Consider the following 21,554-nt stretch of genomic DNA (forward strand, 5'->3'; position numbering starts at 1 on the left):
GAGATGGCCTGAACCAGCCGTCTCGGCGCTCCGTGCGGCGGAATACCCGGCGGTGATGTGGTGCTGTGGTGTTACCGGTACAGGAGCGCCGCGAAGGGCTGGTGGGCACATGACGGCTGACCGGACGGGCCCCGTCGTCACCACACCGTACGGGGCGGTGCGCGGCAGGTACGAACACGGGATCGCCGTCTTCCGTGGCATCCCGTACGCCGCCCCGCCCTTCGGCCCCGGCCGGTTCCGCCCGCCCCGGCCGCCCGAACCCTGGGACGGGGTGCGCGACGCGGACGCGTTCGGCCCCACGGCGCCAAAACCGCCGTACTCGGAGGCGTTCGCGCAGTACCTGTCCGACCCGGTCGTACCCGGCGACGACTGTCTCAACCTCAACGTGTGGACCCCCGAGCCGGGCCCCGGCGCCCGGCTCCCCGTCCTCGTGTGGCTCCACGGCGGCGCGCTGACCAGGGGGTCCTCGGCCGTCCCGGTGTACGACGGGCGCGCCTTCGCGCGCGACGGCGTCGTCCTCGTCTCGGTCAACTACCGGCTGGGGGTGGAGGGCTACGGCCTGTTCCCGGACGCGCCCGCCAACCCCGGGCTGCGCGACCAGCTGGCCGCCCTGCGCTGGGTGCACGCCTCGATCGAGGCCTTCGGCGGCGACCCCGGACGGGTGACCCTGGCCGGGCAGTCGGCCGGGGCCATCAGCGCCGGCGCCCTGCTCGTCGCACCCCAGGCGCAGGGCCTGCTACGGCGGGCGGTGCTGCAGAGCGGGGCCCCGGGGGCCTCCGACCGCGACAAGGTGCGGCGCATGGTGCGCCGCATGGCGAACCGGCTGAAGATCCCCGCCACGGCCGAGGCCTTCGCCGCCGTCGACCGGGAGCTGCTGCTGCGTACCCAGGCCGAGGCCGGCCGGCTCAGCAGCCCGGTGCTGGGGGGCCCGGCCTTCGGCATCGTCGTCGACGGCGACCTCGTGCCCCGAGACCCGCTGCGGGCCCTCCTCGACGGCGAAGCCGCGCGGGGCGTCGACCTCCTCATGGGCTGGACCCGGGACGAGTACCGGCTGTGGCTGGTGCCGGGCGGGCTCGTGGAGCACGTCGACCGGCTCGGCGCGGTCGCCCTGGCCGGTGCCATGGCCCGCTGCCACTGCGGCCACGAGGTGCCGCGCGGCTACCGCGCCCTGCACCCGAAGGCCTCGCCCTCCGAGCTCGTCGGCCAGCTCGTCACCGACCACCTGCTGCGCGTGCCGTTGCACCGCCTGGCCGACGCCCGCCCCGCGTCCTCGTACGTCTACGAGTTCGCCTGGCCCTCCCGCCTGCCCGGGCTCGGCGCCTGCCACGGGCTCGAGCTCGGCTTCGTCTTCGACACCGGGGACGCCCCGGAGTCCGCCCGCCTCGCCGGCGAGGGCGCACCGCAGGAACTGTGCGACACGATGCACACGGCATGGGTGCGGTTCGCGACCGACGGGGATCCGGGGTGGGAGGCCTGGGATGCCGCCCATCCGGTCCGGGTCCTCGGCGACGGTGAACCGTATACCGCATACAGGCCGCTGGATTCCGAGGTCGGTCTGTGGTCGATCGCCGACCGCACACCGGATCCCGTCGACGGCCCACACGCCGTCCGCAGCGCGGAACTCGCGGTGACGGTGCGCCGGCTGCGCCGTTCGATCGGCGCCCGCCTGCACTGACCCGCCGCCGGACCACCGGGCCGACCGGCCGCCGGACCACCGGGCCGAGCCGTCGCGGACCACCGGGTCGAGCCGCCGCCGGACCACCGGGTCGAGCCGTCAGCAGACCGCGCGGTCGAGCCGTCAGCGGTCCACCGCGCCCGCCGGCTTCGCCACCGAGCCCCGCACCACCACGTGTGTGCCCGGCAGCAGATGCTCGTCGGTCGAACAGCGGGGGGCCGAAGCCAAAGGCGCGCGGGGCCGGACCCGCAGGGCCTCGGTCAGGCCGCGCCCACCGCCTGCGCTATCGACGTGATCGCCTGCGGGCCCACCCGGCAGCAGCCGCCGATCAGCCGAGCGCCCGCCCTGCGCCAGGCCTCGACCTGCTCGGCGGTGAAGCTGGTGCGGCCGTTCCACGCGCGGGCCCCGGCGTCCCAGGCCTCGCCGCTGTTGGGATACACCACCACCGGCTTGCCGGTGACCCGGACGGCGGTCTCGATCGCGTGCTCCACATCCTCGGGCGCGCAGCAGTTGACGCCGACCGCGATCACCTCGTCGGCGTCGGCGGCCGGCGCGAACGCCTCCTCCAGGGGCTGTCCGGCGCGGGTGCGACCACCGTCGACGGTGTACGAAAGCCAGGCGGGTGTATCCAATCCGCGCACCGCTCGCAGCAGCGCCGCCGCCTCGTCCGCGTCCGGAACCGTCTCCAGGGCCAGTACATCGGGCCCGGCCGCCGCCAGTACCTCCAGGCGGGGCCGGTGGAAGCGCTCCAGTTCGGCCACGCTCAGTCCGTACCGGCCCCGGTACTCGGAGCCGTCCGCGAGCATCGCCCCGTACGGGCCGACGGAAGCCGCCACCCACAACGGGCCCGCGACCCCCTCGGCGTGGGCCTGCCGAGCCGCCTCCCGGGCCAGCTCCACACTCAGCGTGAGCAGCCGGGCCGCCTCCTCCCGGCCGATCCCGCGCTTCGCGAAGCCCTCGAAGGTCGCCTGGTAGCTGGAGGTGATCGCCACGTTCGCGCCCGCCTCGAAGTAGGCGAGGTGCGCCTCGGTGATCGCCTCGGGCCGTTCGGCGAGCAGCCGTGCCGACCACAGTTCGTCGCTCAGGTCGTGCCCGGCGGACTCGAGCTGGTTGGACATGCCGCCGTCGAGTACGACGGTGCCGGCGGCGAGGGCCTCGGTGAGCGGGGGAGGGGTGTCGCTGGTCATGCCCCGACGCTAGTCCACCAGGACCCGGACAGCCGAGTGTGTCCAGTACATGAACAGATCGCCCACCATGTGGGATACCGGGTTACGATCACGCACCTCCCCGCACCTGCCACCCCGGAACCGCCATGACTTCCCCCAGTCCCACCGGGACCACCCGGCCGGAGCTCTCCCCGGCTCCGCGCCGCCGCGCCTTCGGCCTGACCGCCGCCACCGCCCTCGTCATGGGCAACATCATCGGCGGCGGCATCTTCGCGCTGCCCGCGACCGTCGCCCCGTACGGCACGGTCAGCCTGCTCGCCTTCCTCGTCCTGTCCGTCGCCGCCGTGCTGCTCGCGCTGCTCTTCGGCAGGCTGGCCCGGCGCAGCCCGGTCACCGGCGGGCTGTACGTGTATCCGCGCGACGCCTTCGGCCCGTTCGCGGGCTTCCTGTCGGCGTGGTCGTACTGGACGATGTGCTGGGTCAGCATCGCCGCCCTCGCGGTCGCCGTGGTCGGCTACGTCGACGTCCTCGTACCCCTGCACGGCAACCACCTGGCGCAGGGGCTCGTCGCCCTCGCCGCGCTCTGGCTTCCGGCGGCGGCGAACTTCGCCGGGACCCGTTGGGTCGGTGCGGTGCAGATCGTATCCACCATCCTGAAGTTCGTACCCCTGCTGCTGGTCGCCACCGTCGGCCTGTTCTTCGTCGACACCGACAACTTCGGCCCGTTCAACGCCTCCGGTGACAGCGTCCCCGGCGCCGTCGCCGCCTCCGCCGCGCTGCTGCTCTACAGCTTCCTCGGCGTGGAGTCGGCGGCGGTCAGCGCGGGCGAGGTCGACGACCCGGAGCGCACGGTGGGCCGCGCGAGCGTCCTCGGCACCCTCGCCTCCGCCCTCGTCTACCTCCTCGGCACGGTCGCCGTCTTCGGCCTGGTCCCGCACGACCGGCTCGTGAACTCGGGGGCGCCGTTCGCCGACGCCGTGAACGCGATCACGGGCGGCCACTGGGGCGGCACCGCGATCGCCCTGGTGGCGGTCGCCTCCATCACCGGGTGCCTCAACGGCTGGATCCTGATGGCGGCGCAGATGCCGTACGCCGCCGCCCGCGACGGACTCTTCCCGGCCCCCTTCGCAAGAATCGGCAAGGGCGGGGTGCCCGGCTTCGGCGTGTGGGCCTGCGTGGTCCTCGGCACGCTCCTGATCGCCCTCAACTACACGGCGGGCCCGGACACCACCTTCCGCGTCCTCGTCCTCATCACGACCTTCACCGGCTGCGTCCCGTACCTGCTGTCGGCGGCGGCCCAGTTGTACTGGCTGGCCCGCGGCACCCGCGACCGGGTCCGCCCCGCCGGCCTCACCCGGGACCTGATCGTCGCCGCCCTGTCGTTCGCCTTCTCCTTCTGGCTGATCGCGGGCGCCGGTTACGCCGCCGTCTACCAGGGCGTGCTGTTCCTCTTCGCGGGCATCCCGGTGTACGTGTGGCTGCGCGGCCGCCGCGAGCCGGCGGAGCGGCCCGCACAGCCCGGCGCCGGGTCTCAGTGAGCCGCGTGCCGTCCGCCGCCGCGTCGGCCCCTGCGCCGGGTGCGCAGGCCCATCGGGAACACCAGCCCGCCCAGCAGGCCGAGCGCGAGGACGTACGGCCACCAGCCGAAACCCTCGGCGGTGGCGCTCGCGTTGCGGGTGTCGGCCGTGACCGGGCCGCCGGTGGACTCCGCCGCCTCGGCACGGACGGACGGGGCGGCACCGGCGGAGGCGGCCGTCAGGACGACGTCGTTGCCGTCACCGCCCCGGTAGCTGATCCGGTAGACGGTGCCGGAGAGTTTCAGCCGGTCCCCTTCACCCAGCCCGTCGAAGGTGCCGCTGGTCCTGGCGCGACCCCCGTGGTCGATCAGGGTGATCTCCCGCGCGGGGGCGGCCGAGGCGTCCGCCATGTCGAGGGTCCCGGCCAGCCGTAGCCTGCCCGCCACCTTCAAAGGCTTGCCCTGGAAGACCAGTTCGGCCTTCGCGTGCTGGGTGTAGTCCCCGGTCACCGTCAGTCCGCCGGCCACCAGTCCGTCGTTGGTCACCGAACCCTTCACCGTGCCCTTGCCGGTGAGCGCGGTCGCCACCCGCAGCCCCGGGGCGCCCGGGTCCAGCCGTGCGCCCGAGGCCAGCCTGACGGCCCGGCTGTGCGCGAGGGTCGCTCCGGAGCGCAGGGCCAGCGTGCCCCTGGTGACGGTCGTGGGGCCCGTGTACGTCACCGCGCGGCCCGTGAGCGTGGTCGTCGCGGCGCCGGACTGGGTGAGGGAGCCACTGCCACTGATCCGGGACAGCGCCAGCGCTCTGCTCCTGTTGTTCAGTACGAGCGAACCATTGTCGACGATCTTGTAGAGGTCGCCTTGTGTATACAGTCCACCGTCGCCACCGGACTTGCCGCTGCCCAGCCGCAGCACGGCGTTCTTCTCCACGGTCGTCGAGCCGTTGTAGTACTGGACGGCGGCGAAGGTGACGTCGTTGCCCTTCGTCCCCTTCACGACGATGTCGCCGGCGCCGGGGGCGGCCAGCGTATCGTGGAACTTGCCGCCGCCGATGGGAGCGCCCAGTGTCACGGGTCCGTTGTAGTCGAACGTCAGCAGTGAACGGGACCGGGCCGCCAGCAGATTGATGTAGACGGTCTCGGCGGTGCCCGGCATGAAGATCTTGTTCGTGGTGCCGTCGCCCCACTGGACGTTCGCGCCCTTGATGTTGGTGCCGCGCTTGTTGACGTTCTTCCGGGCGGGCGTCCAGTTCAGGGCCGGGTCGCTCAGCGAGGGGTTGGTGTCGCCGCCCTGGTCCGACCAGCTGTACTGGCCGGTGAGGACGACCTTGCTGCCCGGCCGGGACTGCACGTTGATGTCGCTGCCGTACTCGCGCTGGTAGAAGTCCATCCCCATGGTGACGGTCTGGCCCAGCGGGGTGTCCACGGTCCAGGTGCCCTGGTTGAGGACCTTGCGCACGTTCGGCAGCGAGGTCGCGTACTCCGGTCGTCCGGCGTTGAGCTGCGTCCCGTTGTCGATCACCCCGGAGAAGGGATGGACGCCGGAGAGGTCCCAGGTGCCCCAGAGGAATCTCGGCTGGGTGATCAGACCGGAGCCGCTGATGGTCCCCAGGTTGTAGGCGCTTGTGAGGGACAGCCGCAGGCGGCCGTCGACCCGGATGTTGTCCTGGTTGAGGCGGAACGCCGGGGTGTTGTAGGGGAAGTGGCCGATCAGTCCGGTCGTGCCGCCGTCGCCGTACTGCAGGGTCGCCCCGCGCTCGACCGTGATCGCCGGCGGGTCGGGGTGGGCGACGGTGACATACGGGTGGTTGCCGCCCTGTGTGCGTACGACCTGGCGTTGCCGGGACCTGGGCAGGGTGAAGTCGCTGTCCTTGGTGAGGACCAGTGTTCCGCTGCCGCGCACGGTGAGGGTGCCCTCGCCGCGGAAGACCCCGTGGTACGTCGTGGTCCCGGAAGGCACGGTGACCACCGTGTCGCCGCTGAGTGTGACGTCCCGGCCCGCGAGGACATCGGCGGTGGCGTCCCGGGGGCCGGCCGCGGCCGGGGGAGCGCCCGCCATGAGGACGACCGCCGCCAGGGCGCCGGTGACCGCTGCTGTGGTGTGGAGATGGCTGTGCACGGTACGGAGACGCCCGTCGCCGCGGACCGATAACAGAAATTCGCTGGGAACCATCCGCAGAAATCGCTTGCCCCCAGTCCCGTCAGACCCGTTGACCTCCCGGTAACTCACCCTTACCTTTTCGGCGTTCGTAATGACAACTGGCGTTCGCCATCTCGAACCATGCCCCCGTCCCCCACCGAGAGGCAGTCCGCATGAGCCGCGATCACGACCTGCCCCGCGTCCCCAGCCGCAGGGTGGTGCTGAAGGGCGCCGCAGCCGGCGCCTTCCTGGCCGCCGCGGCCGGCGCGCCCGCCGCTGCCGCCCACCGGAAGGCGTCCCCCTACGTCAACCCCCTCGTCCCGCAGCGCGCCGACCCGCACATCACCCGGCACACCGACGGCTCCTACTACTTCACGGCCACCGTGCCCGAGTACGACCGCATCATTCTGCGCCGCTCGCGCACCCTGAACGGCCTCTCCGCCGCCGCCGAGTCGGTCATCTGGCGGGCACACACCACCGGCCCGATGGGCGCGCACATCTGGGCGCCGGAACTGCACCGCATCAACGGCAAGTGGTACATCTACTTCGCCTCCGCGCCCGCCGAGGACGTGTGGGCCATCCGCATCTGGGTCCTGGAGAACGCGCACCGCGACCCGTTCCAGGGGACCTGGGTGGAGAAGGGCCAGATCAAGACGGCCTGGGAGACCTTCTCCCTGGACGCCACCACCTTCACGCACCGCGGCAGCCGTTACCTCGCCTGGGCCCAGCACGAGCCCGGTATGGACAACAACACCGCGCTGTGGCTGTCGGAGATGTCCGACCCCTGGACCCTCACCGGCCCCCAGATCCGGCTCTCCACCCCGGAGTACGACTGGGAGTGCGTCGGCTACAAGGTCAACGAGGGCCCGTACGTCCTGCGGCGCAACGGCCGCCTGTTCCTCACCTACTCCGCCAGCGCCACCGACTACCACTACTGCGTCGGCATGCTCACCGCCGACGCCGACAGCGACCTGATGGACCCGGCGAGCTGGCGCAAGTCGCCGACCCCGGTCTTCACCAGCAACGACACCACCAAGCAGTACGGCCCGGGCCACAACTGCTTCACGGTCGCCGAGGACGGACGCACCGACGTCCTCGTCTACCACGCCCGCCAGTACAAGGAGATCACCGGCGACCCGCTGAACGACCCCAACCGCCACACCCGGATCCAGAAGCTCGGCTGGAAGCCGGACGGCACCCCGGACTTCGGCGTCCCCGTCGCCGACACCGCGAAGGAGGGCTCCTGAGATGAGACGCGCGTACGCGATCCTCCTGGCCCTGTCCTGCGCCCTCGCTGCGGCACTGGCGACCGCCGGGCCCGCCCAGGCCGCGGCCCAGACGATCACCAACGGCACGCAGTTCACGGACACTTCCGGCAGCGCGGTCCACGCCCACGGCGGCGGAGTCATCAAGGTCGGCTCGTACTACTACTGGTTCGGCGAGGACCGCAACTCCGACAACACCTTCAAGTACGTCGACGCCTACCGCTCCACCGACCTGAAGAACTGGGAGTTCAGGAACCACGTCCTGACCCGGTCCAGTGCCTCGGAGCTGGGCACCGCCTACATCGAGCGGCCGAAGGTCGTCTACAACGCGTCGACCGGCAAGTTCGTGATGTGGATGCACAAGGAGAACGGCACCGACTACAGCGAGGCCCGCGCGGCCGTCGCCGTCTCCGACACGGTCGACGGGACCTACACCTACAAGGGCAGCTTCCGCCCGCTCGGCTCCTCCATGTCCCGGGACATCACCACGTTCGTCGACACGGACGGCACGGCCTACATGGTCTCCGCCGCCAACGAGAACTACGACCTGCACATCTACCGGCTGACCGCGGACTACACCGGCATCGCGAGCCTGGTCGCCAACCCCTGGCCGGGCGGCCACCGTGAGGCACCCGCCCTGTTCAAGCGGGGCAGTGTCTACTTCATGCTCACTTCGGGCGCCACCGGCTGGAACCCCAACCAGCAGCAGTACGCCACCGCCACCTCCCTCGCCGGCCCGTGGACGTCGATGACGAACGTCGGCGACTCGACGGCCTACGGATCGCAGACCGCATACGTTCTTCCCGTGCAGGGGACGTCCGGCACGTCGTACCTCTACATGGGCGACCGCTGGGGCAACTCCTTCGGCGGCACCGTCAACGACTCCCGCTACGTGTGGTCCCCGCTGACCTTCCCCACCTCCACCTCGATGTCCATGTCCTGGTACCCGGAGGTCACCGTCGACACGGCCGCCGGGACGGTCGATGGGACCAGTGCCACCTACAACACGCTGGTCGCGCGGCACAGCGGCAAGTGCGCCGACGTGACCGGGCAGTCGCTGTGGCAGGGCGCCCAGATCAAGCAGTACGGCTGCAACGGCGGCACCAACCAGAAGTACTGGTTCAAGTCCGTGGGCAGCGGCTACTACCAGCTCGTGGTCAGGAACAGCTCCCTGTGCGTGCAGGAGAACGCCGGTACCGTCACCCAGGAGAACTGCAGCGGTTCGGCCACCGGCCAGCAGTGGTCGCTGACCACCTCCGGCTCCTACGTGAACGTCAAGTCGCGTGCGACCGGCGAGTGCCTGGACGTGTCCGGCGCGTCCACCGCCGACTCCGCCGCGGTCATCACGTACACGTGCAACGGCGGCACCAACCAGCAGTGGACGCGCGGATCATGACGTCGGCGGCTCAGGCCAGCAGGTCGATCGCGTCGATCGACGTGCCCGCGCTCAGATAGGACGTCGTCCCCGAGCCGCTCACCACGTAGATCTTCAGCGTGTTGTACGCGCCGGTGTCCGTCAGCCAGGCGGACGCCGGGACGCTGTAGGTGAACGTGTGGTTGTTGCCCCGGTACGAACCCACGGTCAGCGACCGGGTGCTGGGCTGGGTGGGCGGCGAGGGGACGGCCGACGTCCAGGTGTCGTTGACGACGACCTGGGGGCGGCCGTTCGCGTAGGCCGTGGTCACGCCGATGCGCAGGGTGTGCGCGGCGGCGGCCTGCGCGGCCGTCAGCTTGAAGTGGACGACGATGCCGCTGTTGACGTCCTTCCAGAGGTAGCAGGGAAACGCCGAGGTCTCCGTGCCACTGCCGATGACCACGTTGCCGGTCCAGGGCGCGGCCCGCACGTCGGACGGATGCGCGTACGCCATCAGGTCCGCGTTCTTGAAGCCGCCCGGCGTGCCGTTCCAGTCACCGATCCGCCAGATGGCGGTGGCGTTGCCCGGGTCGTTGGAGGAGGGGACGGTGAGGGTGTTGACCGTGGTCGTCGTGCCCGCGGTCACGGTCACCGATGTGCTGTACACCGCCAGCTCGCCTTTGTAGACAGTCAGCGTGTATGCACCCGGCAGTACACCGCCGACCGAGAAGTAGCCGTCCGACGCCCGCGCCGGCCCCCAGTACTGCGCCGCCGAGTTCGCCAGCCCCACGGTGTACGGGTACGCCGTGTTCCGCCCGGCGATGCCGACGCCGGCCACCCGGCCCCGGCCGCTCGCCGGCACGTATCCGGAGATGCCCAGCGAGTCCGCCCAGGAGGTGGTCAGAGTCCCCGGGAACAGCGCGGACGAGGGCGCCCCGCCGTCGGTGAAGGCGATGACGTAGGGGCCCTGGAGGCCGTAGCGCTCGGGCTCCGTCTGGTTCTCGCCGTAGTACAGGATCTCGTACAGGCCGCCTCCGTCCGCGCTCTGGTGGCGCAGCAGGGAGCGGTAGAACGGGCCGCCGGAGGCCTTCTCGTGGTTGCTGCGCACGATCCACAGGCCGACGCTGCCGGTGGCCCAGCCGATGTAGTCGTAGTCCGTCACCCGCAGCTTCGAGTAGTGCTTGGAGCGGGTCTGCCCGTCGGACTTGGCGAACACGTCCGAGGCCTCGACGGTGCTGGTGGTGTACGTGTACGAGTCGGGCTGGTCGTTGGGGAACAGGCCGGCCTTGACGCGCACGATGTACCGGGTGGCGCTGACCGAGGAGTCCGCCTTGTTGGTCCACAGGTAGATGTTGTTCTCGCCGCTGCGGGCCGCGTAGTAGTGCCTGAGCGTGCCGTGGGCGACCGAGACGAGGATCGTCGTCCCCGACTGCCTGGCGGTCACCGTGGACGTGCCGAGGCCGGACTCCACGTGCGAGTTCTTGCCGCCGTAGCCCTGGTACTCCGTGCCGCGGTAGACCAGCGAGGTGAGGTCGCCGTTGGTCTTGCTGACCTTGAAGACCAGGTCGGCGCCGGTGTCGACGACGTAGTTCGAACCGTCGTCGCGGTAGCCGAAGCCGGTGGCGGACGTGGCGGACGTGGCGGACGTGGCGGACGTGGCGGACGCGGAGGCCGCGAGCGGTCCGGTGAGGGCGGCGGAACCGGCGGCGGCGGCCGTGCCGAGCACGAAGGTACGGCGTCCGACCGGTCTGTTCACGGATCCGGACATGGGGGTGCCTCCTTCAGAGGTGTGGGGGTGCGGGTGTCTGGCAGAGTGACAGTTGAATCGATTTCGCGAAAGGGCTTTCACCGAGCGGCAGTCGGCTGTCTCGGGAAAACCGCCGGAGGTCTAGAAAGCGCTTGCGAGGAGCGGTACGGTCCAGCGGCCGGATATGTCGCCGTGACGGAGGAGCCAGGAGTGAGACCTTTCACCGGTGTGCGTACGGCCGCGCTCGCGGCGGCGACCCTGACGGCCGTGCTGTCGGCCGCGCCCGCCCACGCCCATGACCGGCAGCCGCCCCTCGGCATCGCGAACTGCACCGCCACCGCCTGCCACTTCGACGTCCCGCCCGGCACCTACGACGTGAAGGTGGTCCTCGGCGGCGCGACCGCCTCCAGCACGGCGGTCAGCGGCGAGACCCGGCGCGCCCTGCTGCCCGAGACCTCCGTCGCCGCCGGGGAACGCGTCACCCGTGCCTTCACCGTCGACGTCCGCACCCCGGAGGGCGAGCCGACCGGCGCCGACGGCAGCCCCGGCCTCGACCTCGCGTTCGACGGCTCGGCACCCGCCCTCGCCGGTATCAGGGTGACCCCCGCCAGGCACCCCCGCCAGATCCTCCTCATCGGCGACTCCACCGTCTGCGACCAGCCCGCCGACCCGTACTCCGGCTGGGGCCAGCGGCTCCCGCAGTACCTCGGCAAGAGCCTGTCCGTCGCCAACCACGCGGACTCCGGGGAAAGCACGGTCACCTATCTGCAGAACCCGCTGCTGTGGGGCACCGTCCAGCCGCTGATCCACCACGGCGACCTGGTCCTGGTCCAGCTCGCCCACAACGACAAGACGACGGACGAGGCCACCTACCGGGCGAACCTGCGGACGATGGTGGCGGGCGTGCGCGAGAAGGGCGGCCGGCCGGTCCTGGTCACCCCGATCGTGCGCCGCTGGTTCAACTCCGACGGCACCCTGAACAACGACACCGCGCTCCTGGTCAACGGCCTCGGCGTCAACCACCCGCAGGTGATCCGCGAGGTCGCCGCCGCCGAGCACGTCCCGCTGATCGACCTCACCGCGAAGACCAAGGCACTGGTGGAGTCGCTGGGCGTGGAAGGCTCCAAGGCGCTGTACCTGTACAACGAGAAGAAGGACAACACGCACACCTCCGCGCACGGCGCCACGGTCTACGCCGGCCTGGTCCGCGACGAACTCCTCGCCCAGCACCTGGTCCCCAAGGACAGGGTGCGGGGGTGACAGTGGCCCTGGAAGGAACCTGATGCACCTGCCCGCCGACGACCGCTCCCTCAGCCCCCGCACCGGCTACAGCCGCGCGCACTGGGAGGCCGCCGCCGACGCCCTGCTCGCCGCGGTGCAGCCGTACGCCACCGCCGACCGGGCGCTGTACCACCTGCCCGGCGAGCGCACGAGTTGGTCCGGCCGTCTCTCCGACGGTCTGGAGGGCTACGCCCGCACCCTCCTGCTGGCCGCCTTCCGCCGCGACGAGAACGCGCTCGGCCGCTACGCCGAGGGACTCGCCGCGGGCACCGCGGGCGTCTGGCCCCGCATCGAGGACCGCGGCCAGCCCCTGGTCGAGGCCGCCTCGATCGCGCTTGCGCTGCGTCTGACCCGCCCACTGCTGTGGGACCGGCTGGACGATCCCGTACGCCGGCGGACGGCGGCCTGGCTCGCCGACGCGCTCACCGCCGAACCCTGGCCGTGCAACTGGGAGTTGTTCCCGGTCACCGTCGGCGGCTTCCTGGCGGACATCGGCCACGAGGCCGACGCCGCACGCAAGGCGATCGACCGCGGCCTGGAACGCATCGAGCAGTGGTACGTCGGCGACGGCTGGTACACCGACGGCGACGGCCGCAAGTTCGACTACTACAACGGCTGGGCGATGCACCTCTACCCGGTGCTGCACGCCTTCCTCGCCGGCGACCCCGCCCTGCTCGACCTCTACGGCGGCCGGCTCGAGACCCATCTCGCCGACTACGCCCGCCTGTTCGGCGCCGACGGTGCCCCGATGCACCAGGGCCGCTCCCTCACCTACCGCTTCGCGACGACGGCCCCGCTGTGGCTGGGCGCCCTGACCGGGCGTACGCCGCTGACGCCGGGGGAGACCCGACGACTGGCCTCGGGCGCGCTGAAGTACTTCCTCGAACGGGGCGCGGTCGACGAGCGGGGCCTGCTGACCCTCGGCTGGCACGGCCCCGACGAGGCGGTGCTGCAGGGCTATTCCGGCCCCGCCTCGCCCTACTGGGCCGGCAAGGCCTTCCTCGGCCTGCTGCTGCCGCCCGAGCACCCGGTGTGGACGGCGGCCGAGGAACCGGGCCCGGCGGAGCGCGCGGACGAGGTGACACCGGTCGCCGCTCCCAACTGGCTGCTGCAGTCGACGCGTTCGGACGGCCTGGTGCGCCTTCACAACCACGGCAGCGAGGACGTCCGTTACGACCCGTACTACACGCGGCTCGCCTACTCGACGGCGACGGCGCCCGCGGCGTCGTACGACAACAGTGTCGTCGTGGACGGCGATCCGGGCCGTACGGACATCGTGCCGCTGGGTGTCGGCGACGGCTGGGCGGCGTCCCGGCACACCGTCCGGGACGGGATCACGGTGACCAGCCTGGTGGTGGCCGAGGGAGCGGTCGAGGTGCGGGCGCACCTGGTGGCGGGGGCGGCTCCCGGGACGCCGGTGCGCATCACGGGCTGGGCGGCTCCCGAGGGCGTACGGGCCGAACTCGCCGCCGCGGTGGGCCTGTCGGAAGAGCTCGAGGGGGTGACGGGTGAGGAGGCCACGCTCTTCGTCACCCTCGCCCGTCTCACCGCCGAGCCGGACCCCCTGCCCCTTACGGAGCTGGTGACCGTGGAGACGCGGCAGGATCACGGGGTGGTGGTCCACTGGGCGGCGGGCCCGTCCAGGGCCTTCCGCTTCAGTGCGCCGGACGGGCGATCCGCAGGGCCGGCATGGTCGGTCACGCCCCGGTGAGCCCGTCGGTGTACCGATGTCGTGGCCTTCGGTGGCCGCCGGGCCGGGAGGCCTTGCGAAAATCGTTCAGCCTTTTCCCGGACTTCCGCGAGAATCCGGGTCCATGACTTCCAGAATCCGTCACATCACGGTCCACTGCGCCGACGCCTACGCGCTCGCCACCTTCTGGTCCCAGGTGCTCGAACTGCCCCTGCACGAGGACGACCACCCGGGTGACGAGGAGGCACTGATCGAGGGCGCGGGGATGCTCTTCGTCACCGTGCCTGACGCCGAGAACGTCAAGAGCCGGGTCCACCTCGACATCCAGCCGCAGGACCGCACCCGTGACGCGGAGGTCGAACGGCTGCTCGCCCTCGGCGCCAAGCTGGTCGACGACCACCGTAAGCCGGACGGCAGCGGCTGGGCGGTCCTGGTCGATCCCGAGGGGAACGAGTTCTGCGTGGAGCGCAGCGCGGAGGAGCGCGCGCAGTAGGACCCGTCGGCGCGCACACTTCGGCGGGCACCGAAGAGATGCGCGCCTAGCGTTCGGGGCATGACCGACACCGCACCCGACACGACACCCGACACCCCCGCGCGGTCCGTCACCGCCATGGTCGACCACGTGCTCGCGCTGGCCGCCACCTGGACCGCGTGGGACGGCACGCTCGCCCACAGCGACGACCGCGTCTACACCCCGCACAAGGCGATCCGCCGGGTGGCCGACCATCTGGTCGACCACCTGGCCGAACTGGAGTCCCGGCTGGCGGGCGTCGAGCCGCAGCCCGACCACTGGCACGCCTCCGCCGTCACCACCGCGGCCGACCTCGCGCCCTTCACGGCCGAGGACCTGGACGAGGCCCGCAGCCGCCTCACCCGCCTCGCCCGGATCTGGGCGCACCGCCTGGACGCACTGACCGTCGAGCAGCTCGACGCCTCGCCGGGGGAGGGCTGGACTTTCCGGGAACTCGCCCGCCACCTCTCCGAGTCCACGTACTACGCCGACGCCGTCGGTGACCTGTCGTGACGGCGTTCGCCGCACTCCACCGCCCGGGCGAACCCCTCCTTCTGCCGAACGCCTGGGACCATGCCTCCGCGGTGGCCCTCGCGGCCCGGGGCTTTCCCGCGATCGGCACCACCAGTCTCGGTGTCGCGGCGGCGGCGGGACTGCCCGACGGTGCCGCCGCGACCCGCGGGGAGACCCTGCGACTCGCCCCGACCCTCGGCGCCGAACCGTTCCTGCTGTCCGTGGACGCGGAGGGCGGCTTCAGCGACGACCCCGACGAGGTGGGGGAACTGGCACGCGAGCTGTGGGCCGTGGGCGCCGCCGGCATCAACCTCGAGGACGGCAACGGTCCGTCCGACCGGCACGCGGCGAAGATCGCGGCGGTGAAGTCGGCCGCCCCCGGTCTCTTCGTGAACGCGCGGGCGGACACGTACTGGCGGGGCGAGGGGGAGGGGACACTGCCCCGTCTGGACGCCTACCGGCAAGCCGGTGCCGACGGGGTGTTCGTCCCCGGGCTGACCGACCCGCGCGGGATCACCGAGCTGGTCCGGCACCTCGACGTCCCCCTCAACATCCTCTACTCCCCGGCCGGACCCACCGTCGCCCACCTCGCCGATCTGGGGGTGAGCCGCGTCAGTCTCGGTTCCCTGCTCTACCGCCGGGCACTGGGTGCCGCGCTGGACGCGATGGCCGACATCCGCGGCGGCCGGGCACCGCACGGCACGGTGCCCTCGTACGACGACGTACAGGCGCTGGTGCGCCGACCGCGACGGCCGGACTGACCACGCCCTCAGGAGGACGGGATCAACGTCCCGGTGACCCGGTCGGCGAACGCCACGGGGTGCTCCAGTGCGCCGAGGTGCCCGCCGGGGAACTCGGTGAAGGTCCCGCCGGTCCGCTCGGCCACCGACACGGCGGTGTCGTACAGGACTTGGCCCCGGGAGTCGGCCCCGGCGGCCACCGTGAGGCGGCCGGGGGAGGCGGTGAAGGCCGGCGCGTACGCGGAGAACGGCTCCAGGACATGGGCGAGGAACACCGCCATGGGTCCCTCGGCCGACGTCTGCCCCGCCCGCATCCCCTCGACCAGCCGGGCCCGCTGCTCCGTCCCGTCCGGCAGCAGCGTCACGCACGGCGGTTTGTGCGCGACCACGTGCCGCAGCCGCCCGGGGTGCCGGGCGAGCAGGTCGAGGGCCGCGATCGCACCGGAGCTCATCCCGAGGACGTTCGCGGACTCGCCCGCCGGGAGCACCTCCTCCAGGACGGCGTACGCCCCCTCGCTCCAGCCCGCCACCCGCTGGTCCGCCACCGGGCGGCCGAGCCGTCCGTGGGCGAGCCCGAGCGGGTCGTACGTCACCACGGTGAACCGCTCGGCCAGCCGCTCGGTGACCGGGCCGAGCCCCATCGGATGCCCGGCCCCGCCGGGGACGACGAGCAGGACGGGTCCGCGGCCGGCGATGTCGTAGTGCGGCTCAGTCATGACGGTTCTTCTCCAGGTTCTTCTCCAGGTTCTTCTCCAGGTTCTTCTCCAGATCCCTCTCCTGGTCCCCCTCCCGGGGCCAGTGCGCGAGGGCGATGTGCAGGGCGTCGACGGCCCGCTCCCAGGAGGCCTGTACGTCACGGGCGGCGCCGAAGCCGCCGGTGGACTCCAGGACGCAGTAGCCGTGGAAGGTGCTGCGCAACAGGCGTACGGCGTCGGTGAGGTCGGGCTCGTCGAGGTCGTAGGCGCGGAGCATGCCGTAGGTGACCTCCGCGGTGCGGCGCAGGGCGGGGGAGCCGGCGATGAGCTCCTGGTCGATGCGGATCTGGGTGGCCGCGTACCGGCCGGGCCGCTCGAGGGCGTACTCCCGGTACGCCCCCGCGAAGGCGACCAGCGCGTCCTTCCCGGCCCGCCCGGCCACGGCCGCCGCGATCCGCTCGACCATCTCGCCGCCCGCGTACAGCGCGAGCCGGGTGCGCAGGTCCTGCAGGTTCTTGACGTGCGAGTACAGACTCGCGTCCTTCACCCCGAAGCGGCGGGCCAGCGCGGACAGGGTGACGTTCTCGAAACCGGCCTCGTCGGCGAGTTCGGCTGCCGCCGCGACAAGACGGTCGACGGTGAGTCCCGCCCGGACCATGGGCCACCACCTCCTTGGATGCCTAGGTTACATCCTAGGCCATCTAGGTTTGGTGGATGGCCCCTCCGTGCGGGTGTCAGCCGATCGGTGCGTACAGCACGCCCAGCTTGTCGATCTCCTCGCCCGCACGGCCCGTGAAGCCCACGATCTGCCAGCCGGACGGGGCGGTGAAGGTGGTGGTGTCCGTGGTCGCCGTGCCGGCGGACAGTGTGCGGCCCTTGTCGGTCGTGAAGGCGGCGGAGAAGATCCGGGTGTGGCCGTCCTTCTGACCCTCGGTCAGCTTCACGGACGTGAGGTGCTCGCCGGCGGAGAGGGTGAGCGAGCTCGCCGTGCCGCCCGAACCGCCGTGGGACAGGGCGGTGCCGCCGTCGTGCGTCAGCGACACGGCGTCGAGACGGGAGTCGCCGCGCAGGGTGAGGGTGCGCGGTGAGGGCGTGGCGGGCAGGTCGTCGGCGTCGTCGAAGGCGGTGCCGTGCGGCCCGCCGAAGAAGTCGCTCGCCCGCAGCCTGGGGTTGAGGGTGTAGGAGAAGTCGACGGTGTGCGGGAAGTGGTCGGAGAGGTTGCCGCCGGAGGAGTCCAGGAAGGACGCCCACTCGTCGTTGTAACGGGTGGCGGAGAGGGAGACCAGGTTGCTGCTCCGGTAGAGGACCTTGTCGACCACCTCGCAGTCGTTCGACGGCGCGGAGGTCGGGCACAGCAGCGGGTCCGCGCCCTGCGCCGGAGCCGTACCACCCTTGATCAGCTTCACCCACGCGTCCGTGAGCCCGTTGTCGTTCACGAGCGTGCGGATGTTGTCGGCGGTGCGGGTGTAGCGGGTGTTCGTGTCGCCCATGACGATCACCGCGTTGCCCGCCGAGTTCGCCTGGATGAAGGCGGAGAGCTGCGCGATGTTGGCGCGGCGGGCGGCGAGGGCGTCGTCGGTGTCGTCCGCGTTGGGGTGGGCGTTGTACAGATCGACGTAGACGCCCTCGGCCAGCCGCACCCGGGCCAGCGTGAAGCCCTTCGGGGTCAGGCAGTTGGTGCCCGTGCAGTTGTTCCACTTGACGCGCTCGAAGTCGTCGAGGGGATAGCGGGACAGCGTGTTGAGACCGTCACCGAAGGCCGCGCCCCCGCTGGTCGCGGTGCGGTAGGGGTGGTTGTCGCCCGCGTACAGGGCCGCGTGGTAGTTGAAGTCCTCCTGGACGTTCACGATGTCGTAGGGCGCCAGCCGGGGCGAGATGAGGGGCGTGTTGGTCGCCGGGTGGCTGGAGCTGAGGCCCTCGGGGAGACCGGCCACGTTGTAGGTCAGCACGTTGAAGGTGCCGGAGGCGGCAGCGGTCTCCGCCTGCGCGGTGCCGGCCGACGCGGTGAGCCCGGCCAGGGCGAGCGTGCCCGCCGCGAGGGTGCCGAGGAGTTGTCGCATGGGTCGCATGGGTCGCATGGGGCCCATGTTCATGTCAACAGGCCTGTTTTTGAAGGCCAGTTGAGAAAACTGTTCAACATTTGTGCGTGACGTCCTGGTGCCGCCGCGCCGGACAGTCCGCCGTCACAGCCGCGAGGGCCGACCAGGCGGCGCCGCGCTCCTCGTGGTCGTACACCGTGGGCGCGGGGAAACGGCGGGAAACAGCGGGGGACGGAACAAGCCCACACCCGCGTACGTCCCATGCGCCACTGGTTTTACGGGCGCGTGGTCGTACGCGGGTGTGGGCGGTTGACCTGAGAGGCCTGCCGGTGTCTCAGGACCCCGTCGGGCCGTCGGTCTTCGAGAAGACGAACGAGAACTCGGCGGGCTCGGCGATCAGGTGGTACTGCGGCAGCGGGCCAGGGCCGCAGGAGGCGGTGCCGATGCCGTGCTGGCCGTGGTCGAGGTGGACCCAGACCGTCTCGCCCGGAGTGAGGTCGGTGCGGTGGGCGGCGGCGTCCAGTTGCTCGGTGGTCCAGCGCCGGGCGCTGAAGAAGAACTCCGGGTCACCCTCGATACGCAGCCCGCCGAGCTCCGCCCAGCGGACGTCGGCACGGGCGCCGTTCTCCTGCGGACGGACATACGGGGTCTGCATACCGTCGACCGTCGACTGCCAGCGGCCGACCATCGACGCCGCCCGGGTGTCCGGGTACGCCTCGCCGGGACCGCCGCCGAACCAGCTCACCGCGTCGGTGTCCGCGCCGGACAGCCCGAAGCGGATGCCGAGCCGGGGCAGCGGCAGCTCCTGCCAGTCGCCGTCCGGTGTCACGGATACGGCCAGCTGTAGACGATCTCCGTCGGACGTCCACCGGTACACCGTCGACAGCCCCACCTCCCAGGCCGCCGGCGCCACCCGCGTCCGTACGGTCAGTGCATCCCCGTCGGCCTCCACCCCGTCGAGGCGGTGCCGCATGCGGTGCAGGCCGAACTTGCGCCACAGCTCGGCATGGCGGACGTCCGTCTGCCAGGCCGCGCCGTCGTCGTTGTCGGTGGTCGCCCGCCACACGTCGAGACGCAGCCCGGTGACCTCGACCGGGCCGACCGACCGGAGCGCCCCGGTGCGGGCGTCGAAGGAGGCCGGGCTCAGGGTGATCAGCCCCTCGCCGCTCACCGGCCGGGCGGTCGCGGCGACCGATGGCACCTGCCGGGCGGAGACGGGGAACTGGCCCCAGCCCACCACATGGCCCTTCGGACCCCACGCCGTGTCGGCGGCGAGCAGCGCCCGTACCGTCCAGCACGTCTCACCGCTCCCCGCCGCAGGCGGCTGAGGCAGCTTCACGTCGGCCGACTCGCCGGCGGCGAGCAACGGCACGGACAGTGGGCCCGACTCGACCGTCTCGCCGTCCACCTGGTACGACCACTCGAACGCCAGCCCGGACAGGTCGGCGAAGTCGTGCCTGTTGGTGATCCGTACGGTCCCGTCGGCGAGGTCGCCCCCGATACGGACCGGCTCGATCACCTTCTTGAACTCGACCAGACCGGGGGAGGGCCGCCGGTCGGGGAAGAGCAGTCCGTCGCAGACGAAGTTGCCGTCGTGCAGCTCCTCGCCGAAGTCGCCGCCGTACGCGAAGCCGTACCGCTCGTCCTTGATGCCGTGGTCGATCCACTCCCAGATGAAACCGCCCTGGAGCCGGTCGTACGACTCGAAGATCCGCTGGTAGTCGGCGATGCCGCCGGGGCCGTTGCCCATGGCGTGCCCGTACTCGCAGAGGATGAAGGGCAGTTCACGGCGCTTGTGCGTACCGCCGTCCAGCTCCTTGCCGATTGCCTCGACCTCGGCGTGGCTCGCGTACATCCGCGAGTACATGTCGGTGTCACGGCAGTCGATGTCGCCCTCGTAGTGCACCAGCCGTGAGGAGTCCCGGCCGTGGATCCACTCGGCCATGGCGGTCAGACCACGGCCGGTGCCCGCCTCGTTGCCGAGGGACCAGACGACGACGGACGGGTGGTTCTTGTCGCGCTCCACCATGCGGGCGGCGCGGTCGAGCAGGGCCGGGGTCCAGCGGTCGTCGTCGACGGGGTTGTCCCGCCAGGCCTGCTCGGTGAAGCCGTGGGTCTCCAGGTCGCACTCGTCGATCACCCACAGCCCGTACTCGTCGCACAGGTCGAGGAAGGCCGGGTGCGGCGGGTAGTGGGAGGTGCGGACGGCGTTGATGTTGTGCCGCTTCATCAGCAGCACGTCCTCGCGCATGGTCTCCAGGTCCAGCGCGCGGCCCTTCTCGGGGTGCCACTCGTGACGGTTGACGCCCTTGAACAGGACGGGCTTCCCGTTGACCTTGATGAGGCCGTCCTGGAGGACGACCGTGCGGAAGCCGATGCGCAGCGGCACCCGTTCGCCCTCGGTGACCAGGACACCGTCGTACAGCTTCGGCGTCTCCGCCGTCCACGCCTCGACCGGCACCGTCACGGACTCGCCGGTCGCGACATCGATGTCCAGGGCGGGCACGATCACCCGCCCGTCGACGTCGGAGTCGACGCGCAGGGTGCCCTCGCCCGTGACGTGGTCGTAGGCGGCGTGCACGAAGAAGTCGAGGACGGCGTCCGCCGGGCGGTGCAGCAGCGTCACGTCACGGAAGATGCCCGGCAGCCACCACTGGTCCTGGTCCTCCAGGTAGGAGCCCGCCGACCACTGGTGCACGCGGACGGCCAGCACATTGCCCGCGGGCTTCAGCAGATGGCCGACCGCGAACTCGTGCGGCAGCCGTGAGCCCTTGAACTCGCCGATGTCCGTGCCGTTCAGCCAGACGCGGGCGCAGGACTCGACACCGTCGAAGCGGAGCACCGCCCCGCCGGCCTCCAGGTCCCAGCCCTCGGGGAGGTCGAAGAACCGCAGGTGGTCGCCGGTCGGATTCTCGGTCGGGACCCGGGGCGGGTCGACCGGGAAGGGATAGAGGTGGTTGGTGTAGATGGGGGAGCCGTGCCCCTGGAGGACCCAGTGGCCGGGGACCGACACCTCCGCCCAGTCACCGGCGTCGTACCCCTGCGCCGCGAAGGAGTCGTCCTCGGCGTCGACCGTCGCGGACAGTCTGAAACGCCAGTTGCCGTTCAGCGACAGGGTCCTCGCGTCCGAGGACGCGTACCAGGCACGCGGCGGCAGGCTGCCGCTGCCCGGCGAGACGTCCTCGACATAGTCGGTGGCGGTACGGAAAGACATCGGTCTCCTAGC

General features: G+C 71.5%; 16 protein-coding genes. 9 read left to right on the top strand and 7 right to left on the bottom strand.

Annotation, left to right across the window (positions count from 1 at the left end):
* Positions 1 to 109: 109 nt before the first annotated feature.
* On the top strand, positions 110 to 1,675 hold the full coding sequence (locus ACFY0F_RS19520; protein ID WP_388795370.1) for a carboxylesterase/lipase family protein: 1,566 nt from the start codon (positions 110 to 112) through the stop codon (positions 1,673 to 1,675).
* A gap of 260 nt (positions 1,676 to 1,935) precedes the next feature.
* On the opposite strand, the gene mmuM is transcribed toward ACFY0F_RS19520, so the two are convergent.
* Complete coding sequence (mmuM, locus tag ACFY0F_RS19525; RefSeq protein ID WP_388795374.1) at positions 1,936 to 2,862, bottom strand: homocysteine S-methyltransferase; 927 nt, start codon at positions 2,860 to 2,862, stop codon at positions 1,936 to 1,938.
* A gap of 125 nt (positions 2,863 to 2,987) precedes the next feature.
* Between mmuM and ACFY0F_RS19530 the strand changes: the two genes are divergently transcribed.
* Positions 2,988 to 4,379: an amino acid permease gene (locus tag ACFY0F_RS19530; RefSeq protein ID WP_388795377.1), complete on the top strand. Its 1,392-nt coding sequence runs from the start codon at positions 2,988 to 2,990 to the stop codon at positions 4,377 to 4,379.
* Here the strand turns inward: ACFY0F_RS19530 and ACFY0F_RS19535 are convergent.
* A complete protein-coding gene (locus ACFY0F_RS19535) occupies positions 4,373 to 6,412 on the bottom strand; it encodes an autotransporter-associated beta strand repeat-containing protein (RefSeq protein WP_388796202.1) in 2,040 nt (679 codons plus the stop codon). The two genes, ACFY0F_RS19530 and ACFY0F_RS19535, sit on opposite strands and share 7 nt — an antisense overlap.
* Positions 6,413 to 6,666: 254 nt before the next feature.
* Between ACFY0F_RS19535 and ACFY0F_RS19540 the strand changes: the two genes are divergently transcribed.
* On the top strand, positions 6,667 to 7,740 hold the full coding sequence (locus tag ACFY0F_RS19540; RefSeq protein ID WP_388795380.1) for a family 43 glycosylhydrolase: 1,074 nt from the start codon (positions 6,667 to 6,669) through the stop codon (positions 7,738 to 7,740).
* A gap of 1 nt (position 7,741) precedes the next feature.
* A complete protein-coding gene (locus tag ACFY0F_RS19545; protein WP_388795383.1) occupies positions 7,742 to 9,154 on the top strand; it encodes an RICIN domain-containing protein in 1,413 nt (470 codons plus the stop codon).
* Between the two features lie 10 nt (positions 9,155 to 9,164).
* Here the strand turns inward: ACFY0F_RS19545 and ACFY0F_RS19550 are convergent, their stop codons facing one another.
* Positions 9,165 to 10,880 (bottom strand): rhamnogalacturonan lyase B N-terminal domain-containing protein, encoded by a 1,716-nt coding sequence (locus ACFY0F_RS19550; protein WP_388795386.1) that lies wholly within the window; start codon positions 10,878 to 10,880, stop codon positions 9,165 to 9,167.
* A 189-nt stretch (positions 10,881 to 11,069) separates the two neighbouring features.
* Here ACFY0F_RS19550 and ACFY0F_RS19555 point away from each other — a divergent pair, with 189 nt between their 5' ends.
* From ACFY0F_RS19555 to ACFY0F_RS19575, 5 genes are all read left to right on the top strand, one after another.
* Positions 11,070 to 12,119, top strand: a complete 1,050-nt coding sequence (locus ACFY0F_RS19555; protein WP_388795388.1) for a rhamnogalacturonan acetylesterase — start codon at positions 11,070 to 11,072, stop codon at positions 12,117 to 12,119.
* Positions 12,120 to 12,141: 22 nt separating this feature from the next.
* A complete protein-coding gene (locus tag ACFY0F_RS19560) occupies positions 12,142 to 13,851 on the top strand; it encodes a DUF2264 domain-containing protein (protein WP_388795390.1) in 1,710 nt (569 codons plus the stop codon).
* Between the two features lie 103 nt (positions 13,852 to 13,954).
* Positions 13,955 to 14,323 carry a VOC family protein gene (locus tag ACFY0F_RS19565; protein WP_388795393.1) on the top strand — a complete coding sequence of 123 codons (369 nt, stop codon included), beginning with the start codon at positions 13,955 to 13,957 and terminating at the stop codon, positions 14,321 to 14,323.
* Positions 14,324 to 14,383: 60 nt separating this feature from the next.
* Positions 14,384 to 14,854, top strand: a complete 471-nt coding sequence (locus tag ACFY0F_RS19570) for a hypothetical protein (protein WP_388795396.1) — start codon at positions 14,384 to 14,386, stop codon at positions 14,852 to 14,854.
* Positions 14,851 to 15,615 (top strand): isocitrate lyase/phosphoenolpyruvate mutase family protein, encoded by a 765-nt coding sequence (locus ACFY0F_RS19575; protein WP_388795399.1) that lies wholly within the window; start codon positions 14,851 to 14,853, stop codon positions 15,613 to 15,615. Before ACFY0F_RS19570 ends, ACFY0F_RS19575 begins: the two co-directional genes overlap by 4 nt.
* 8 nt (positions 15,616 to 15,623) lie before the next feature.
* Here ACFY0F_RS19575 and ACFY0F_RS19580 read toward each other — a convergent pair whose 3' ends face one another.
* The 4 genes from ACFY0F_RS19580 to ACFY0F_RS19595 form a co-directional block, all read right to left on the bottom strand.
* Positions 15,624 to 16,310: an alpha/beta fold hydrolase gene (locus ACFY0F_RS19580; protein ID WP_388795402.1), complete on the bottom strand. Its 687-nt coding sequence runs from the start codon at positions 16,308 to 16,310 to the stop codon at positions 15,624 to 15,626.
* A complete protein-coding gene (locus tag ACFY0F_RS19585; protein ID WP_388795405.1) occupies positions 16,303 to 16,947 on the bottom strand; it encodes a TetR/AcrR family transcriptional regulator in 645 nt (214 codons plus the stop codon). Before ACFY0F_RS19585 ends, ACFY0F_RS19580 begins: the two co-directional genes overlap by 8 nt.
* Positions 16,948 to 17,023: 76 nt before the next feature.
* A complete protein-coding gene (locus ACFY0F_RS19590) occupies positions 17,024 to 18,349 on the bottom strand; it encodes a jacalin-like lectin (protein WP_388796205.1) in 1,326 nt (441 codons plus the stop codon).
* 313 nt (positions 18,350 to 18,662) lie between these two features.
* Positions 18,663 to 21,542: a glycoside hydrolase family 2 TIM barrel-domain containing protein gene (locus ACFY0F_RS19595; protein ID WP_388795408.1), complete on the bottom strand. Its 2,880-nt coding sequence runs from the start codon at positions 21,540 to 21,542 to the stop codon at positions 18,663 to 18,665.
* Positions 21,543 to 21,554 lie beyond the last annotated feature (12 nt).

This window comes from Streptomyces sp. NPDC001544 (assembly GCF_042894285.1).
Classification (GTDB): domain Bacteria; phylum Actinomycetota; class Actinomycetes; order Streptomycetales; family Streptomycetaceae; genus Streptomyces.

Coding starts and splice junctions, on each gene's coding strand:
- ACFY0F_RS19570 (WP_388795396.1), top strand. CDS start 14,384: ATGACCGACACCGCACCCGACACGACACCCGACACCCCCGCGCGGTCC.
- ACFY0F_RS19595 (WP_388795408.1), bottom strand. CDS start 21,542: ATGTCTTTCCGTACCGCCACCGACTATGTCGAGGACGTCTCGCCGGGC.
- mmuM (WP_388795374.1), bottom strand. CDS start 2,862: ATGACCAGCGACACCCCTCCCCCGCTCACCGAGGCCCTCGCCGCCGGC.
- ACFY0F_RS19540 (WP_388795380.1), top strand. CDS start 6,667: ATGAGCCGCGATCACGACCTGCCCCGCGTCCCCAGCCGCAGGGTGGTG.
- ACFY0F_RS19535 (WP_388796202.1), bottom strand. CDS start 6,412: ATGGCGGGCGCTCCCCCGGCCGCGGCCGGCCCCCGGGACGCCACCGCC.
- ACFY0F_RS19590 (WP_388796205.1), bottom strand. CDS start 18,349: ATGCGACAACTCCTCGGCACCCTCGCGGCGGGCACGCTCGCCCTGGCC.
- ACFY0F_RS19580 (WP_388795402.1), bottom strand. CDS start 16,310: ATGACTGAGCCGCACTACGACATCGCCGGCCGCGGACCCGTCCTGCTC.
- ACFY0F_RS19545 (WP_388795383.1), top strand. CDS start 7,742: ATGAGACGCGCGTACGCGATCCTCCTGGCCCTGTCCTGCGCCCTCGCT.
- ACFY0F_RS19530 (WP_388795377.1), top strand. CDS start 2,988: ATGACTTCCCCCAGTCCCACCGGGACCACCCGGCCGGAGCTCTCCCCG.
- ACFY0F_RS19565 (WP_388795393.1), top strand. CDS start 13,955: ATGACTTCCAGAATCCGTCACATCACGGTCCACTGCGCCGACGCCTAC.
- ACFY0F_RS19550 (WP_388795386.1), bottom strand. CDS start 10,880: ATGTCCGGATCCGTGAACAGACCGGTCGGACGCCGTACCTTCGTGCTC.
- ACFY0F_RS19520 (WP_388795370.1), top strand. CDS start 110: ATGACGGCTGACCGGACGGGCCCCGTCGTCACCACACCGTACGGGGCG.
- ACFY0F_RS19560 (WP_388795390.1), top strand. CDS start 12,142: ATGCACCTGCCCGCCGACGACCGCTCCCTCAGCCCCCGCACCGGCTAC.
- ACFY0F_RS19585 (WP_388795405.1), bottom strand. CDS start 16,947: ATGGTCCGGGCGGGACTCACCGTCGACCGTCTTGTCGCGGCGGCAGCC.